This window comes from Xanthomonas vasicola pv. musacearum NCPPB 4379, assembly GCF_000277895.2.
GTDB lineage: Bacteria > Pseudomonadota > Gammaproteobacteria > Xanthomonadales > Xanthomonadaceae > Xanthomonas > Xanthomonas vasicola.
Genome location: NZ_CP034655.1, coordinates 1,161,002 through 1,179,047, shown reverse-complemented (window position 1 = coordinate 1,179,047; position 18,046 = coordinate 1,161,002). Strand labels below are relative to the sequence as shown.

Here is an 18,046-nt window from a genome sequence, read left to right as displayed (position 1 = left end):
GCCGCCGCGCGTAACGCTCTGGTGCCGAGTAATGCTCACGAGCGCCACGCCTGCGTGACCACTGATCAGAGGCATCGGACGTCGGGCATTGGGCAACTCAAACTGATCGCCAGTGGCTTCGAAGCCAATGACTGACGTGTACCACCAATAGCAGATCGACAAGCCCCAACGTCTAATACCAAATCACTCATCAGCCATGATCCGCCAATCTCGAATCTCCACTCCCGAATCACAAATCTCCCATCCCCGCCCCTGACCGCCCCACGCTCCCGCCGTACAATGACGCAATGACGACCCTGTTCATTTCCGACCTGCATCTGGACCCGGCCCGGCCGGCGATCACCGAGTTATTTCTGGATTTCTTGCGCACGCAGGTACCCGGCAGCGACGCGCTCTACATCCTGGGTGATCTGTTCGAAGCCTGGATCGGCGACGACACGCCGTCCACTGCCGCCGATGCGGTGGCAGTGGCGCTGCATGCGGTGGCCAATGCCGGCGTGCCAGTGTTCTTCATGGCCGGCAACCGCGACTTCCTGGTGGGCGACACCTACGCGCAGCGCGCGGGCTTCCGCATCCTGCCCGACCCCACCGTGATCGATCTGTACGGGCACACCACGCTGCTGATGCACGGCGATTTGCTGTGCACCGACGACATGGCCTACCAGGCGTTTCGCGCGCAGACACGCGACCCGGTGTTTCAGGCGCAGTTCCTGGCCCAGCCGCTGGCCGCACGCGTGGCGTTCGCGCAGCAGGCGCGCGCGGCTAGTCAGGCGCGGCATGCAGAACTCAGGCAGGGCGACCAGGCGCGCTTGGAGACCGTCACCGACGTCTCGCCGGCCGAAGTGGAAGCCACCTTCGTGCGTTACGGGCTGGACCGGCTGATCCACGGCCACACCCATCGCCCTGCCATCCACACCGTGCAGGCCGGCGGTAATACCTGCACGCGCATCGTGCTGGGCGACTGGTACGAACAAGGCTCGGTCTTGCGTGTGGATGCCGATGGCGTGGCGCTGGAACAGTTGGCGCTGTAGCGCGCTGTGCTTGCACTGGCAAGGCGATGCTGCATTCAATGCGCGCGCAGGATCATCCAAGCGCATCCGAGGCACACGCCACCGCCTCACGGCTCTATGAAGTGATGTCTCAAGTGCTTCTTCTTGAAGCACGCACGCAGATCCGCGCGTCTACGCCGATCGACGACCGCAACGCATCACTGCATGCTTCGCGCACGCTCGGCATAGTCGACGAAATCGCCGTTCACCACGTCGTACCACAGCAACGTGCCATCGGCCTGCACGCGGAAACGGTCGCGTACCGGGCTGGTCTGCGGGTCGCCGGGACAACCGTCGCCGTGGCGTTCGCGTACCGCAAAATCGAACGACTCCGGCGAAGGCGCATCACCTTCCTCGGCCATGATGCCGATGCAGTTGTCCGGGTACACATGGTCGCTCTGCAAGCGGGCTTCAAGCGCATTCAGCGCGCGGGTTTGCGCGTCGTCACTGGCGGGCGCTGCAGGCGCGGTAACGGCAGGCGTGGGCTGTGTGGCAACGGGCTCGGCCGGTTGCTGCTTGCATCCGGCAAGCGTCAGCGCGGCCAGGAAAACAAACACAAAGTGCAGGGACGTGGACATGAAAGCTCCGCTCGACGGGGCAGGGCCGGTTGTCACCGGCGGTGCGCCTAGTCTGCGCGATCAACGCGCGCGGGTGTAGCGTAGAAAAGCCCGGCACGTGCGGTGCCGGGCCAGGCTTGGATCAATCAACAAGACTCAACGGAAGCCGGCAATCGTGGCCTTGGTGTTAACCAGCACGCGTTGGTTGTCGGCGGTGCTGGCATTACCCATGGGCACACCGTTGTAGCTGATGTTGGGGTTGGACCAGTAGTTCAGACGCGGGCAGCCTCCGGAGCAGTCGTAGGCTATGATGGTGCGCCAACTGTTGCCGTAGCGGTAGCCGTGACCATAGGCATACGGCGATGTGCTTGGGTCGTTGGTGGCGTCGTGGCGTGCGCTCTGCAGATGCCCGATTTCATGCGCGAAGCTGTAGTAGCCGGTGGCGCAATCCCAGTACACCGATGCGAACGCGCTTGCGGCGTTAGAGCCGATTCCCGATGCCAGACCGCAGTAGCTGCTGTTGTCCAGGACAATCACACCCACATCGGCGGTGTAGGTGTTGCGACTGGTATGGATGCTGTCCATGTAGCCGTCGTTGGTCACGCGGAAGCGCTGCAGGTCGGTAGTGAAGTTGCCGGTTTCGGTGTAGCTGGTGGTCTCGTAGCGCGCCAGCTGCATAGTGATGCCGACATTGCTATTGATGTAGCCCTGGTTGGCTTCGGCCACCGCCAGCTGCACCAGCGATTGCATGTTGCCGCCGTAAGCGGTCACGGCCTTGTTGGTGGCCACCACCAGCACGCGAATGGTCGCCGGGCTGCCTGATGAGGCAGCTGCGGCAGTGACGCGTCCATCGCCGGGCATGTCGAACTTCGGCAGCAGGCTGTATTCGGCCGGATGCTCCTGCGGCATGCGTTGCTCATCCACTTGCACCAGCACGTGGCGACCATCGGCGAGCGGACGCAGGCGATACAGCTTGCCGGCGTAGCGAATGGTGCCGGTGACGGTCTCGCCGCTGCGCACCAGGATGGCCGAGTTCAGCGGATCGACGCCCGAGAGCGTGCGTGCGCGGCTGCCGGCACGCGGGCCCAGGTTGCCGTACCACACGCTGTCGCCGCCCTCCAGCGCATCGACCTTGGCCTGAGTGGCGGTGATGGTCTGGCCATCCAGCTGCAGTTCCAGCAATTTTTCCGAGGCGGTCACCGCGCCGGCATCAAGCTGGACCACCTGCGCGTTCGCAGTGGAGGGGGCGCTCAACAGGCGTTGCAGCGACGGTTCGGCTGCTACGGTGGCGGTGGCGCTGCGGCTCAGCGCAGGGCCGGTTTGATACAGCGGTTTACCAGCAGCGGCGGCGGAACCGGCCAGGCACATGGCGATCAGACCCACCGTGGCGCACATCGACTTCGACTTCATGGTCTTTCTCTCCTAAGACATGAAAGTTACGGATGTGAAACACCGGGCCCCTGCCCCCGGGACGCCATTAGGGCGCGTTACATTGAACAGAATGCAAGTTGTTATAAAGGTAAATTACATTTATGTGATGTTTGCCGATACCTGGATGCGATTCCAGCAGCTATTACGCAGGAACCAGCGCACAGTCTGCGGAAGAGTGCGCTCCACTTTAGTGGCTTATCGAACAAGCGCTTGCCGCAGTCAGACGTAACAGGTGCGCGATCGCGTCGCAAAGAAGATCGATCTGCATACACATGCTTGCCTCGGCCACGCGATTGATTGCGTCAATCTTCATCTGCAGACACCGCGGCGCCATGTCATATCACTGCAGATGACATATGTTGCCTCGTCGTCAATGCGTAACGATGCGTGCATTGGTGTACGCCCAGTTGGCTGTAAACGTGCAAGAAAGCATCGCTGGACGTGCGTGGGCCCGGAGGCAGCGCACGTATGCGTCATGCAGATTCAGGCCACCAGCCACGACTGGCTATCCACGACGCACAGACCTTAGCAACGCTCAGCCAGCCTGCTCCACCAGATCGGCCAACTCGTCTTCGTCGAAACCGGCAAGCATGCGCGCCTGCAGATTGAACGGCCCATGCAGATAGCCACCGGCGTATTCGCGTAGCAGGGCCTTGAAACGTGCACGCGGCTCGACGCCGGCCTGCTCGCAATACCAGCGGTACCAGCGCGAGCCGGCGGCCACGTGTGCCACTTCTTCCCGCAGGATGATTTCGAGTACCTCGGCAGTCGCCACATCGCCGAGTGAACGTAGTTTGACGATCATCGCTGGCGTCACATCCAGCCCACGTGCTTCGAGCACGCGCGGTACCAGGGCCATGCGTGCCAGCCCGTCGTGCGCGGTCTTCTCGCACATTTCCCACAGCCCGTTATGCGCGGCGAAGTCGCCGTAATCGTGGTCGTGCGCCTGCAAGCGCGCGCGCAACAGCATGAAATGGCGCGATTCGTCATCGGCCACCGCCACCCAATCGGCATAGAACGCCTGCGGCAAACCATGGAAGCGATACACCGCGTCCCAGGCTAGATCAATCGCGTTGAGTTCGATATGCGCAATCGCGTGGATAAACGCAGCGCGCCCTTCTGGCGTGCCTAATCCACGACGCGGCAAATCGCGCGGATGTACCAGCAGCGGCGTGGGCGGACGGCCCGGCATGCGGATCGGCTCCGGCGCAGGCGCTGCCGGATCGATCGCAAGATGGCCTGCGCGAAAGGCCGCTGCGTAGTGTTGGGTCAACGCAACTTTCTGCAGCGGGTCGGCCTGAGCAAGGCACAAGCGCGCAGCGTCGAACAACTCGGTATTTTCAAACGAGCCGATGCTCATGCTGCCGACCACAACAGGTGAGGGCTCGCTGCAGAAACCCAGTGCGCACGCATGCGCTCCCAGGCATTTCGTCCTGCACAGCCTGCCGACAGCGCCAGCCCGGCAAACGCGGCCAATCGGCCGTGTCGCCGCGGTAACTCAGGCGCGGCGACGCTTCTTGGCATCGTCCGAGCGCAGCTGCTGGATGCGTTCGAAATACCCCGGTTCGATGCCGGTGATGTACTCGCCGTTGAAGCACGAAGAATCGAACTGCTTGATGTCCGGGTTACCTTCGCGCACCGCCACTTCCAGGTCTTCCAGATCCTGGTAGATCAGCCAGTCGCACCCCAGAAACTCCTGGATTTCCAGCTCGCTGCGGCCATGCGCGATGAGCTCTTCGGCGGCCGGCATGTCGATGCCGTAGATGTTGGGATAACGCACCGGCGGCGCGGCCGAGGCCAGATACACCTTGCGTGCGCCGGCGTCGCGCGCCATCTGCACGATCTGCCGGCTGGTGGTGCCGCGCACGATCGAATCGTCGACCAGCAACACCACACGGTTGCGGAATTCCAGGTGGATCGGATTGAGCTTGCGACGCACCGATTTCTGCCGCTCGCCCTGCCCCGGCATGATGAAGGTACGGCCCACGTAGCGGTTCTTGACGAAGCCCTCGCGGTACTTCACGCCCAGCACGTTGGACATTTCCAGCGCCACGTCGCGCGAGGTGTCCGGGATCGGAATGATGGTGTCGATGTCGTGATCCGGGCGCAGGCGAAGGATCTTTTCACCCAGCTTCAGGCCCATGCGCATGCGCGCCTTGTGCACCGAAATGTTGTCGATCATCGAATCGGGACGCGCGAAATAGACGTACTCGAAAATGCACGGCACGTTGTTGGTCGGCGAAGCGCACACTTCCGAAAACAGCTCGCCGCGCGCAGTGATCACCAACGCTTCGCCCGGGCGCACGTCGCGCACGCGCTGATAGCCCAGGATGTCCAGTGCTGACGATTCGGAGGCCACAATGTATTCAGTGCCTTCGGCGTGATCGCGCTTGCCCAGCACCAGCGGGCGGATGCCATGCGGGTCGCGGAAGGCCACCAGGCCCAGGCCCAGCACCACGCTGACCACCGCATAGCCGCCCTTGCAGCGGCGGTGCACGCCAGCCACCGCGCGGATCGCCGCTTCGGGGGTAAGCATGCGCTGCGCGTCCAGCTCGTAGGCGAACACGTTCAACAGCACTTCGCTGTCCGAATCGGTATTGATGTTGCGGCGGTCGGCTTCAAACACCTGCTGGCGCAAGGCCTCGGTGTTGATCAGGTTGCCGTTGTGCGCCAGCGCGATGCCGTAAGGCGAATTGACGTAGAACGGCTGCGCCTCGTCCATGCCTTCCGACCCTGCGGTTGGGTAGCGGCAATGCGCGATGCCGACGCGGCCTTCCAGCACCGCCATCTTCTTTTCGTCGAAGACGTCGCGGACCAGGCCATTGGCCTTCTGCACCCGCAGGCGCGTGCCATCTGCAGTGGCGATGCCTGCGGCGTCCTGCCCACGATGCTGCAGGACGGTCAGGCCGTCATAAAGCTGCCCGGCGACGTTTTGGTTGCCGACAATACCGACGATGCCACACATGGTGCGCGTTCTCCGCTTCGGCTTGCGCCGTTACTGTGAAGGTGGCCGTGCCTGGCCTTGGGACTCGACCCGAGCCGGGTCGCTTTCTCCGCCGCGAACCTGCGCCGGATCGATGTTGGCCGGCATCGCCCGCGTCGGAGCACGCTGCGCCGCACCGGCCTGGAGAAGGTTATCGCGCCCGTCGCCAGCCGTCTTGCCGGGTTTGCCAAGCGCACGCGTGATGGTGTCGCTCAGCCCGGAACCGCCAAGTGCCTTGCCCAGGTCCGTATTATCGCCTGCCGAAGGCAACTTCCCCAACTCCGTTGGCAAGTTGCCAAGTTCCATCGATGGCATGTCCATCGACGGCATTCGCCAGGCCGGCAGTTGCGCCCGCATCCAGCCTGCGCCCGGCTGCAGCATGGGCAGCAGCACCGACTGGCGCCAGGCCGGCTCGCGCGGGAGTGGGGTGAAGCCCATCAGCAACACCAGCACGCTGGCCAGAAACGCCCCGCGCACCACGCCCAGGCCGAAGCCGAGCATGCGATCGATGCCGCCGAGCTTGATCGCGTCCACACCCGCGCGGATCACCATGCCAATCACCGCTACGCAGATCAGCACCCCGACGAACACCATGGCGTAACCGCCGAAAGATTCGGTGGCAGAGGGATGCTTGCCATTGGCTAGCCAGTGCGCGGCCGCGCCGCCGAACATGAAGGTGGCCCAGCCGGCAAGCAACCAGGACAAGGTGCCGACCACGATGGCGACAAACCCGCGCAACAAGCCCAACAACGCCGACACCAGAATGATGACGCCCAGCACCATGTCGATCATCGGCAAGCTCTCCGCGCGGCGCATGCGCCGTTGGTGCAATCTGGCTCGGTACTCATTGCCCTCCCCTCCATGGGTGCGAGGCGTTCGGAAATCCCGTGGCTGCGGGTTGCGCAGTGCAGGCAGTTAGCGACCACATAACGGTACGACAGCAGTTGCAGTGTACGAGCGGCTGCCACATACGCAGCGACCGCACTTGCTTGCGGCCGGTACAGACGTTACGGATGTGGCCGCACCATGCCGGAAATACCGACCTTGGCTGCCACCTGGGCACGCAACTGTTCGGCATCACCACGATTGGCGACCGGGCCAACACGCACGCGGCTGAGCGCGCCCTTGTCGGTCCGCACCTGTTCGACGAAGGCGCTGAAGCCGGCAGCGCGTACGCGGTCGCGCAAGGCATCGGCATCTTCGGCGCGCGCGAACGCACCCAGCTGCACCGCGAAACCGACCGCACTGGCCGCAGGCGCTGCCGGCGCGGTGATCACCGGCTTGGCAGGCTCAGGCTTGGCGGCTGCAGGCGTGGCGGTGGCAGGCCTGGTGACTTCGGGCTTGGCCGGCACGGGCTTGGGCACGTCGGCCGGCTTGGGCGCGGCGGCCACCGGCTTGGCGGGCTCCGGCGGCAGACTTTCGGTCTTGGTGGGTGCCGTGGTGCTGGCGGCGGCTACGCTGCTGCCAGGCTTCGCGGTGGTTGCGGGCACTGGCGTGCTGGCGACCGGCGCCGGCGCGGCGGCGTTGGCATCCAATGTCACTACCTGCGCGTTGACGTCGCTGCGCACCTTCACTGCCTGCAGGCGGGCCGATTCGGCCTGGGCCTGGTCGGCATACGGTCCAACGCGCACGCGCCAGGCCGGGCGGCCGTTGATCTGGGTCTTTTCGCTGAAGCCGGGCAACTGCGCCTGCTTGAGCCGCGCAATCACCGCATCGGCATCGGCGCTGGTGGCGTAGGCACCGAAATTGACCGCGTAATTGCCAGCGGCCACTTCCGGTGCGGAGGGCGTGCTGGACGGAGCGGCCAGATCGGCCGCATCGGGATTGTTCTGCACCGGCGCTGGCGCACCAGCCATGCCCAGCGCGCCACCGGCCGGCGCATTGCCCGGGGTGACCAGCGGCAATTCGCGGGTTTCGAACTCGCCATTGGCGGGTGCTGCAGGTGCCTCGAGCGGCACATCGGCCACACCGCTCGACGGCGCAGGGCCCTTGACCAGCATCGGCAGGAAGATCACGGCAAGCGCCACCAGAACGATGGCGCCAATCAGTCGCTGTTTCAGAGCAGTATCCACGGAAGAGACGAGAGGCGGCGTGGCGGGGTGCCGCGGCGATTATAAGGCCGGCGCCACCCCGACGACCTCAGCGGGCTGAATGAAGTGCGCTAAATGTGTCGGCCACGGTGTGAAACGAGCCGAACACCAGTACGCGGTCGCCGGGGCTGGCCGCGTCCAGGACCACACGCACCGCACTGGCAACATCCCGATGACACGGCGCCTGCGCGGCGACACTGCCCTGCAGACGGGCCTGCAATGCCTGCGCCGATTGGCCGCGCGCACCTTCCAGCCCCGCCAGTGCCCAGTGGTCGATCTGCCCAGCCACTGCCTCCACCACGCCCAGCACGTCCTTGTCGACCAATGCAGCGTAGATCGCGTAGGTGCTGCCGGCATGCGCCTGCGCACCGAGCGCGGCGGCCAGCGCGCGCGCGGCCTGTGGGTTGTGGCCGACATCCAACAGCACTTGCACGCCATCGACCTCGAGCCGCTGCAAGCGCCCGGCCACTTGCGCGTTGCCGATGCCCTGCGCCCAGGCTGCATCGGGCACCTCCACCGGCAAGGTCTGCAATGCGGCGATCGCCGCGGCCGCGTTGGCTAGCTGTACCGGCGCGTGCAATGCAGGCATCGGTAATTCCAGCGTCACTGCCACATCGCGCCAACGCCATTGCGGCGCACCGGATTGCGGGGTCTCAACCTGCCCTGCGTCGATCGGCTCGAAGAAATAATCGCTGCCGGCACGGATCGCATTGGCACCCAACTGGTAGGCGCGCCGTAACACGCTGGACGGCGGGTCGATCTCACCCAGCACCACCGGCTTCCAGGCGCGGATGATGCCGGCCTTCTCGGTGCCGATGGCCTCGCGGTCTTCGCCCAGCCAATCGGTATGGTCGATATCCACCGTGGTGATCACCGCCACATCCGAATCGACGATGTTGACCGCATCCAGGCGCCCGCCGAGGCCGATTTCCAGCACCGCCAACTCCAACGCGGACTGCTGAAACAGCCATAGCGCCGCCAGCGTGCCGAACTCGAAATAGGTCAGCGCGGTGTCGCCGCGTGCCGCCTCGACTGCAGCAAACGCGTCCACCAGTTGCGCGTCGCTAGCCTCCTCGCCATCGATTCGCACGCGCTCGTTGTAGCGCAGCAGATGCGGCGAGGTGTAGGCACCGACCTTCCAACCGGCTGCACGCCCGATCGCCTCAATGAAGGCCACCGTGGAGCCCTTGCCATTGGTCCCACCCACGACGATGACGTGCGTTGCTGGCGCGGTGATCTGCAACCGCGCGGCGATCTCGCGAACACGCTCCAAGCCCATCGCAATGGCGCTGGGATGCTGCTGCTCAATGTAGGCGAGCCAGTCGGAGAGAGAGTTCGTTGCGTTCATGGGGAGTGCCGCGCAGAGAGGGGCACATTATCGCCATTTACGCTTGCGAAACGCATGCCACAGCGGTGCTCGATCCATTGCGATTTCTTGCTTTGTGAGGCCGAAGCAGCGCTTGTGCAGGGCGCAGGCATGGAACGCAGTCAAACGCGCTTTCAAGGGTCTTCAGCACTCGCCGCAATCCGCATGCCCAGTACCGACAGTTGACCACGCAACCGCATCGGCACCTGCTGCTCCGGATGACGTCGATACAGGTCTTCGTCGATGCATAGATGGTTTGGAAACCGATGCTCCAGCGGCCCGCCACTCAAGCGGTATTTTACAGGTCCGCGCAGTGCGCACGTATGCGGTCTGCATGACATGCACTTCTTCAAAATCGGTGCCTGCAGTGCACGTGTAAACCCATGGCCCGCCTCTAGCCAACGCCAGCCAGCACAAAAATCCCAGTAACGGTGGCGCGAGACAGAGCGCCAGAACGGTATTGACCGGGTGCTTGCCGAAGACCGCCTTCCATCCATCGGCGCGATAACAAGCGCCGTCAGTCCGGCGCCCAGCAGCCACATCGGCAAGAGCCAGCGTTGCCCGGACAGAAAAGGCGCGGGAATAAAATCGGAGAACGCCCCTAGTACCAACAAGCCAACCACACTTGCCAAAGCGTGTATCCGACAACTTTGGGCCACTTAGAAACTGCGACGGCATGGCGCGTCAATTGCGTGATCCAGCGCCCCTGCTCTGCCTCGCCTTACAACGCCCGATGCTTTGCCTCACCAAAGAACGGTGTGTGGTGCGCACAGTCGTTGAGGCGCACCACTTCCAGATGCTCCACGTCATCGCCTTCGAGCAGGTTCAGCGTGGTCGGGGCCTGGCGGAAGCTCCACAGCTTGGACAGCGGCAGGCCCAGGATCTTGCACAGGATCACGCGATTGACCGCATCGTGCGCGACCACCAGCAAGGTGTCGTCGGCGCCCAGTCCCTCGGCGGCGCGCACCAGCCCACGCCAGCTGCGGTCCAGCACCTGACGCAACGATTCGCCGCCTGGCATCAGTACGGTGTCGGGCTCTTCGCGCCAGGCGCGCAGACGTGCGGGATCCTTGTCGTTGATCTCGCTGGCCAGCAGGCCCTCCCATTCGCCGTGCGCAATTTCCTGCAGGTCGGCATCGGTCTGCAGCAGTGCCTCGCGCGAAGCGCCCAAGGCGGCCTTGGCAGTGGCCTGCGCGCGCGACAACGGCGACGCCACCGCGCGGTCGATCTGCAGCGTGTGCAGCCGTTCGCCCAACGCGCGCGCCTGGCCTTCGCCCACCGGCGACAGCGGAATATCGATCTGGCCCTGGTAACGGCCTTCGGCGTTCCACGGCGTCTCGCCGTGACGAGCAAGCAGGATGCGCATGCGCTGGGGGTTCCTAGGGGGGAGGGACCGGCTCGCCGCAGCGAAACCGGACCGCATCATAACCCCTGCCACCGCCCGCCGGCCGCCCACGTCAGCGCACGCCGAGTTCTTTCAAGAGCTGTGGCGCCGGGGCGACTTCGGTCATGATCCAGCGCAGATAGCGACTATCTACGGCGATCACGCGGGTCATTGCCGGGTCGAAGACCCAGCTGCTGCTCACCGACTCCCAATTGCCGTCGAACGCCAGCCCGACCAGCTTGCCTTTCGCGTCCATCACCGGCGAACCGGAGTTGCCGCCGGTGATGTCCAGATCCGACAGGAAGTTGACCGGCACCGTGCCCAGGCGCTTGTCTTCCAGGCCGGCATAGCGCTTGGCCTTGACCGCCTCCAGCAGGGCCTTGGGCGAATCGAACGGATCGGCGCCGGTGTCCTTGGCGGCCACTCCCTCCAAGGTGGTGAACGGTGTGTAGGCCACGCCATCCTTGGGGGTGTAGCCCTTGACGTTACCGAAGGTGATGCGCAGCGAGGAATTGGCGTCCGGATAGACGAACGCGCCCTGGCTCTTCTTGTAGTCCGCCAGCGCCTGCAAATAGCGCGGGCGCGCCAGCAATTCTTCGCCTTTGCGACGCTTTTCTTCGCGTTCGATCTGCAGCAGCGACGGCATCAGCGCCACCGCATAACGCAGCGCCGGATCCTCGCTAGCCTCGAACGCAGCACAGTCGGCATGCAGCCACTTCAAACGCTCGTCAGTGCTGCCCAGTTTGGTGCCGGCCAGTCGCGCGGAAGCGGCCTGCGCGTCGGCGCCGGCCAGCCACTGGTCCAGCGCCGGCAAGCGCTGCGCAGCGGGCAGCTTCAGGTACTGATCGAACCAGTAGCGTTGCAACTGCCCGTCCATCGCGGCGACGTAACGACGCTCCATCTGCTTCTGCGCGCCCTCGATCTCCGGCAGGTCGCGCTCTTGGTAGTCTGGTTCGCGCTCGGCATCAGGCTTGGCGCGCTCGATTGCCAGGCGGTACAGCGACAGCGCGCTGCCAAGCACGCCGGTGCGGCGCATCTGGCGCAGGATCAAGTCGCGGTCGCGGGCGGCCTTGGCCTGCTCATCCAGCGCCAGCAGTTGCGTATGTGCCTGCAGCGCTGCGCGGCCGTCGCGGCCCTGGCGCTTGAGCCAGGCCAGCACCGCGCGCTCCTCGGTCTGTTTCTGCGTGGCGGCGTCGATGCGCTTGAAACCCTGCAGTTGGCCTTCGTAGTTCTTGGCTGCGTTGTTCCAGCTGGCCATGGTCGCGGCGTACTTCACCTGGATGTCCGGGTCCTGCTTGCCGGCCTGCTCGACCAGCGCGATCAGGTCGCGGTACTGACGTCCGGCAGTGGGATACGCCCAGTTGGCGGTGTTGTCGAATTCGGCGGCCAGCGCGTAGCGATTGGTGCGCCCCGGGTAGCCGGCCACCATCACGAAATCGCCAGCGCCCAGCGGCTGGTCGGCAAATTTCAGGAAGTGCTTGGGCCGATACGGCACATTGTCCTTGGCATAGGCAGCGGGCTTGCCGTCCTTGCCGACATAGGCGCGGTAGAAGGAGAAATCGCCCGTGTGGCGCGGCCACATCCAATTGTCGACGTCGCCGCCGAATTTGCCGATCCCGACGGCGGCGCGTAGGCCAGGCGCACGTCGCGGATCTCCAGGGTGCGGAACAGCCGATAGGTGTTGCCGCCGGAAAAACTGTACAGCTCGCAGCGGTAGCCGGCCTCGGATTCGCAGGCCGCAACCTGGGCCTTGTCGAACGTTTCCAGCGCCTGGGTGCGCTTGAGCGCATCGCTACCGGCGCCGGCGATCGCCACGTTCGCCTGCTCGGTGACGTCGGTGATGCGGTCCAGCACGTAGATGCGCGCGTTTGGCCCGGCACTCAGTTCCGCCCCGGCGCTGGCGGCGCTGAAGCCGTCGCGGATCAGATTCTTCTGCGCAGTGGAGTTGAGCTGGATCGCGCCGTACGCGCAATGGTGATTGGTCACGACCAGCCCTTGCGGCGAGACGAAGCTGGCGGTGCAGCCGCCCAACGACACCACCGCGCCCATCGGATCGCCGGTCAGGTCGGCCAGTTGCTGCGGCGAAAGACGCAAGCCGGCTTGTTGCAGTGGTCCGGCAATCTCCGGCAGTTGTTGTGGAACCCACATCCCCTCGCCGGCTTGCGCAGATGAAGCCACTGCCAGCGTGGCCAGCATGGAAACAGCGAACAGGTTCGGACGCATCGACAGCCCCAGAGTCATTTTCGTTACACTCTAACTCTCGTATCTGCGGCGCACTTCATGACTGATGGCAGGGTCTGCGCGCCCCTGTCGACCTGCAGATATTTGGGCCGCGCAGTACACGCCAGCTGACCGGCCTGCAGCGTACCGGGCGAGCGTCGGCTTAGACGCGGCCGAACGCGGGGTCGCTACGGCTGGGCCTGCCGGTTTCCAGATGCCCGGCCAGCCGGCGACGGAAAGCGCTACCCGGTTGCTCGACCACAAGGTCGTACCAGTGATCGCTGGCCGCGAGCGCCAGGCGAATGGTCGCGCGCTGACCTGCAGCCAGTTGCAACGTGCGCGCGGTTGGATCTGCATAGTCCAGCGCACGCAGCTGCAGGGTGCATGCGCGCTGCCCCGCATTGCCGATTTCCAGCACCAACGCGTCGCCATCCTGCCGCGCGTCCACCCACGGTACTGCCGATGGCGTGGAGGTCGGTGAAACCTCGCCAGCGAATTCGCGCAGGAAGCCATTTGGTCCATGCACGCGCAAGGTGTACGCACCGTTATAAGTTGCCCCGACCGGCACATCATCCAGCTGCGTGCCGGGTAGCACCGTGTAGTACCACGGGCCGCCGCTGGCAGCGCTGCTGTAAACGTTAAACGCCGCTGCAGCCGCGCCGCCATTGACGAACTGCAGCTGCACGCCTGTTGCGTCGTGCACGCGTGCGTGCACTTGCAATGCGTAGGGCAATGCACGCGCCGGTCGTTGTCCTGGCTCCTGTTTCGGCATCGTTGCGGCGGTCGGTGGAACCGGCAGCGGTTTATCGCGCACAGCTGCCGTGCGTGCGCGATAGTCGTCGACCGACGGCAACGCACTCAATGCCGAATCGTCCGGCTTGCGGAAGTCGAACACGCTGGTGAGATCACCACTCACGGCGCGACGCCAGGGGCTGATGTTCGGCTCGGCCACCCCGAAGCGCCGCTCCAGCAAGCGCAGCACCGAGGTGTGATCGAACACCTGCGAATTGACCCAGCCACCACGCGTCCATGGCGAAATCACCAGCATCGGCACACGAATGCCCAGGCCGATCGGCAAGCCGTCGTAGACCTCGCCACGGGTATCGACATTGCTGCGCCCCATGCGCGCGTCCAGTGCCGGCAATGGCGCTGGCACGTGATCGAAGAAGCCGTCGTTCTCGTCGTAATTGATGATCAACGCGGTCTTTGCCCACACCTCGGGATTGGCGGTGAGTGCATCGATCACGCGTGCCACCAGGGATTCGCCATACGCGGGCGGTGCTTCCGGATGTTCGCAATATGCCGTGGGTGGAATGACCCACGATACCTGCGGCAAACGATTGGCCTGCACATCGGCGGCGATCGCGGCGACCAGATGCTCGGCCTGGGTGGTAGCAGCATTTTCTGCAGTGGAACCGGGCACGCATGCACGTGCACGCCGATACCGTTCGTCGTCTGTGTGCAGATCGCGATAATGCGAAAAATACGCCAGCGAATTGCAGCCGAAGTTGTCGTATTCCTGATACACCCGCCAGTCCACGCCAGCGGCCTGCAGACGCTGCGCGTACGTGGTCCACTCCAACGCTGCGTAGCCTGGCTTGTCGCGCGCCATGTCGGCGGTCCAGTTGCTGTCGTCGGCATTGGTCACGGCCTGAGCACCGACGTTGCCCACGCTCGGGCCGCTGGTACCGGTGAACAAGTACATGCGATTGGGATTGGTCGGCCCGTGCAGCGAGCAGTAATAGCCGTCGCAGATGGTGAACGCGTCGGCAAGCGCGTGGTAGTACGGGATGTCGTGACGCTGGAAATATCCCATCGTCAGTTCGCCCTTGTACGGCACCCACGCATCGTATTCGGCCCAGCGTGCCGGATCCTGTCCATGGCCGGCCTTCCAGGAGTGATCCAGGCTTTTGATCAATGGCGCGCAGGTATTTTGCGAATCGAACGCAAACGGCAGCAGACGTCGTCCATCGGCTGCGGGCTGACTCCACACTGGATGACCGTCGCGCAGTTGCAACGCGCGCGGATCGCCGAAGCCACGCACGCCACGCAGCGCGCCAAAGTAATGATCGAACGAGCGGTTTTCCTGCATCAGGATCACCACGTGTTCGAGATCGCGCAAGGTGCCTGTGCGCGGGTTGGCTGGCAGCGCAAGCGCGCGGCCGATCGACGATGGCAAGGCGCCGGCGGCGGTGAGCGCAGCAACGCGCTTGAGGAAATCGCGGCGCGAGGGGGAAGACGTCATGGCGACAACACCTGCAAAAAAGGACGCGTACGCCGACACGTATAGCGGGCGAGCGCGACAGTTTTGCGACAGCCACCGTCATCAATGTTTCATACGTCGTTGACACCCTGCGTCGCGAAACGCCGGCTTTGCACCGTGCGTCCGCCCTCAGCCGTGCCCGAACAGGACTCCCCCATGACTTCCGCCCGTCGCTTTCATGTCACTCCGCTTGCCCTTGCCGTGGCGACACTGCTTCCCGTCATCGCGCAGGCCGCGTCGCCGGCCGACCCGGTTGCCGTTGCTCCGGTGGCGGAGGCAGCGGCGCCTGTCGCCGACGCGGCTAATGCAACACAACTGGATGCGATCAACGTGGTGTCGCAAGGCAGTACGCGCCAGGTGCAGCGCATCAGCCGGCAGGACATCGAGCAGCTGACACCCGGCAGCAGCGCATTCAAGGCGGTGGAAAAACTACCGGGTGTGCAGTTCCAGTCCGCCGATCCGTTCGGCACCTACGAGTGGTCCACCCAGGTCACCTTGCATGGCTTTGATCAAAGCCGCTTGGGTTACACGCTCGACGGCATTCCGCTCGGCAACATGAGCTACGGCGTGACCAACGGCTTGCACATCACGCGCGCCATCATTTCGGAAAACCTCGGCTCGGTGGAGATTGCGCAAGGCGCCGGTGCACTTGGCACGGCGTCCAATACCAATCTGGGCGGCACAATGCAGTTCTACTCGGCCGATCCGCAGACCACGCCCGGCGCGCGGCTGGTGCAGACGGTGGGCAGCGACGCAACACGCCGGACATTCGTACGTGCCGACACCGGCGATCGCGATGGGTTGTCGGCCTATCTGTCTTATGCCAATGCCAGCACCGACAAGTGGAAAGGCTATGGCGATCAAACATCTGAACAGGCCAATCTCAAGACGGTGTACCAATGGGGCGACGGCAACCGTCTGAGCCTGTTTGTGGATACCTCGCGGCGCAAGGAATACGACTACATGGATCTGTCGTTGACCAGCCAGCGCGCACTCGGCTGGGACTACGATTACCTGCAGCCGGATTGGGCCACCGCCGTGCAGATGGCACGTGCGTATCAGAACACCGGCGCCACCAGCGGCGTGGCGAACGGCTACCCGCAATCGCTGGCCGGCCTGCCCGGCGACTACAGCTGGCTCGATGCCAGTTACTACGCCGGCGGCGGCCTGCGTCGCGACAATCTGGCGGGTTTGTCGGGCACCTTCGTGTTTGGCGGCGCCACGCTCGATGCCAGCGGCTACTACCACGGTAATCGTGGCGAAGGCCAATGGGTGACGCCGTATGTGCGCACCTCTGCAGACATTCCATTGTCGATGCGCACCACCGATTACGGCCTGGATCGCTTTGGCGGCACCAGCGCATTGAAATGGTCGTGGGGCAATCACGATCTGGAAGTGGGCGCATGGGCAGAAAACGCGCGTACCTCGCAGGGCCGCAATTACTTCGCGCTCGGCAACGAGGGCTACACCTCGCTGTACAACGTGTACGAAGCACAGACCCCGTTCCGCCGCGACTTCCTGCAGCGCTACACCACGCAGACCCGCATGCTGTACCTGCAGGACACCGTGCACCTGCTCGACGACCGCCTGACGCTGAATTACGGTGCAAAGGCGCTCAGCACCACCACGCGCGCGCAATCGCTGGTACCGACCACCGCACTGGCACAAGGCCGCATCCGCGCCGAAGATAATTTCCTGCCGCAGGTGGGCGTGAACTACAAACTCGACGAGCGCCAGGACCTCTACGCGTCCTACAGCGAGAACATCGCCGCCTTCGGTTTCACCCCATTCGCCACCTCGCAGGCCGCCTTCGACCGCAGCCGCGCCACGCTGGAGCCGGAAGAATCGCAGACCGTGCAGGTGGGCTATCGCGTGCAGGACGCGCAGTTCCAGCTGTCGGCCGACGCCTACTTCACCAAGTTCTCCAACCGTCTGTTGACCACCTCGCCGTGCACCGCGGTGCAGACCTGCGCCTCGATCCTCAGCAACGTCGGCGCGGTGCATAGCGCCGGTGCGGATCTGGCACTGATGTGGCGGCCGACCGAAGGCGTGAGCTGGTTGAATTCGCTCTCGTGGAACCGCTCGCGTTACCAGGACGATTACCTCAACAACGGTGTGGTTGCGACGTCCGGCAAGGATGTGGTCGGCATCCCGGCGTTGATGTTCTCTTCCAGCGCCAGCTACCAGATCGGCAACCTGCTTCTGGATCTGGACGGCAAGTACGTGGACAAGCGCTACATCACCTTCCTCAACGACTCGCAGGTGCCGTCGTACTGGCTGTTCAATGCCGGCGCGCGTTACGACTTCGGCCGTGTTGGCGGTGTGGCGGATGTGGCGCTGGCACTCAACGTCACCAACCTTACCGACAAGCGCTACTTCGCCAGCACCGGCACCAACGGCTATGTCGCCTCCGATCCGGACGGCTACAACCAGACCATGGTGGTGGGCGCGCCGCGGCAATATTTCTTGAGTCTGGATGTGAAGTTCTAAGCAGCGCCTGACTGCTCCGCAATCGCCCCTTCTCACGTGGGGGCGAAAAGGCACAGCAAGCGCGCCACTGGCGTGCCCAGAAGCGTCTGTGCCGCAAACGCACCCCGGACCGGACAGGACCGCGGCACGAAGCTGAGGTCGAGATTGGGTGAGGCCGATGATTCACCTTGGCAATGCGTGGCGACGCGCTTGCCATCTTAGGCGGCAACATAC

At 64.3% G+C, this 18,046-nt stretch carries 12 protein-coding genes and 1 pseudogene; 2 read left to right on the top strand and 11 right to left on the bottom strand.

Going from position 1 to position 18,046, the window contains the following annotated elements; genetic code table 11:
* The first annotated feature begins 287 nt into the window (after positions 1 to 287).
* Positions 288 to 1,031, top strand: a complete 744-nt coding sequence (lpxH, locus tag KWO_RS05490; RefSeq protein WP_010378387.1) for a UDP-2,3-diacylglucosamine diphosphatase — start codon at positions 288 to 290, stop codon at positions 1,029 to 1,031.
* A 176-nt stretch (positions 1,032 to 1,207) separates the two neighbouring features.
* Here lpxH and KWO_RS05485 read toward each other — a convergent pair whose 3' ends face one another.
* The 11 genes and pseudogenes from KWO_RS05485 to KWO_RS05435 form a co-directional block, all read right to left on the bottom strand.
* Positions 1,208 to 1,627 (bottom strand): hypothetical protein, encoded by a 420-nt coding sequence (locus KWO_RS05485; RefSeq protein ID WP_010368563.1) that lies wholly within the window; start codon positions 1,625 to 1,627, stop codon positions 1,208 to 1,210.
* A 135-nt stretch (positions 1,628 to 1,762) separates the two neighbouring features.
* Entirely contained in the window at positions 1,763 to 3,016 is a 1,254-nt protein-coding gene (locus KWO_RS05480) for a zinc-dependent metalloprotease (protein ID WP_010378389.1), read from the bottom strand.
* A 556-nt stretch (positions 3,017 to 3,572) separates the two neighbouring features.
* Positions 3,573 to 4,397 carry a ferritin-like domain-containing protein gene (locus KWO_RS05475; protein WP_017112890.1) on the bottom strand — a complete coding sequence of 275 codons (825 nt, stop codon included), beginning with the start codon at positions 4,395 to 4,397 and terminating at the stop codon, positions 3,573 to 3,575.
* Positions 4,398 to 4,535: 138 nt separating this feature from the next.
* Positions 4,536 to 6,002, bottom strand: a complete 1,467-nt coding sequence (purF, locus tag KWO_RS05470) for an amidophosphoribosyltransferase (protein ID WP_010368572.1) — start codon at positions 6,000 to 6,002, stop codon at positions 4,536 to 4,538.
* A 30-nt stretch (positions 6,003 to 6,032) separates the two neighbouring features.
* Positions 6,033 to 6,812 carry a CvpA family protein gene (locus tag KWO_RS05465; protein WP_010378398.1) on the bottom strand — a complete coding sequence of 260 codons (780 nt, stop codon included), beginning with the start codon at positions 6,810 to 6,812 and terminating at the stop codon, positions 6,033 to 6,035.
* Positions 6,813 to 7,027: 215 nt separating this feature from the next.
* Entirely contained in the window at positions 7,028 to 8,092 is a 1,065-nt protein-coding gene (locus KWO_RS05460; RefSeq protein WP_017113524.1) for an SPOR domain-containing protein, read from the bottom strand.
* A gap of 67 nt (positions 8,093 to 8,159) precedes the next feature.
* A complete protein-coding gene (gene folC / locus KWO_RS05455; protein ID WP_010378404.1) occupies positions 8,160 to 9,458 on the bottom strand; it encodes a bifunctional tetrahydrofolate synthase/dihydrofolate synthase in 1,299 nt (432 codons plus the stop codon).
* 152 nt (positions 9,459 to 9,610) lie between these two features.
* Positions 9,611 to 10,108: a hypothetical protein gene (locus KWO_RS05450; protein WP_227254296.1), complete on the bottom strand. Its 498-nt coding sequence runs from the start codon at positions 10,106 to 10,108 to the stop codon at positions 9,611 to 9,613.
* 89 nt (positions 10,109 to 10,197) lie between these two features.
* Positions 10,198 to 10,842, bottom strand: coding sequence for a histidine phosphatase family protein (locus KWO_RS05445; RefSeq protein WP_010368581.1), 645 nt, complete (start codon positions 10,840 to 10,842; stop codon positions 10,198 to 10,200).
* A gap of 91 nt (positions 10,843 to 10,933) precedes the next feature.
* A pseudogene (locus KWO_RS05440) lies at positions 10,934 to 13,008 on the bottom strand (S46 family peptidase).
* 235 nt (positions 13,009 to 13,243) lie between these two features.
* Positions 13,244 to 15,325, bottom strand: coding sequence for a phosphocholine-specific phospholipase C (locus KWO_RS05435; protein WP_010378406.1), 2,082 nt, complete (start codon positions 15,323 to 15,325; stop codon positions 13,244 to 13,246).
* Positions 15,326 to 15,409: 84 nt separating this feature from the next.
* Here KWO_RS05435 and KWO_RS05430 point away from each other — a divergent pair, with 84 nt between their 5' ends.
* On the top strand, positions 15,410 to 17,833 hold the full coding sequence (locus KWO_RS05430; RefSeq protein ID WP_026113160.1) for a TonB-dependent receptor: 2,424 nt from the start codon (positions 15,410 to 15,412) through the stop codon (positions 17,831 to 17,833).
* Positions 17,834 to 18,046: the final 213 nt, after the last annotated feature.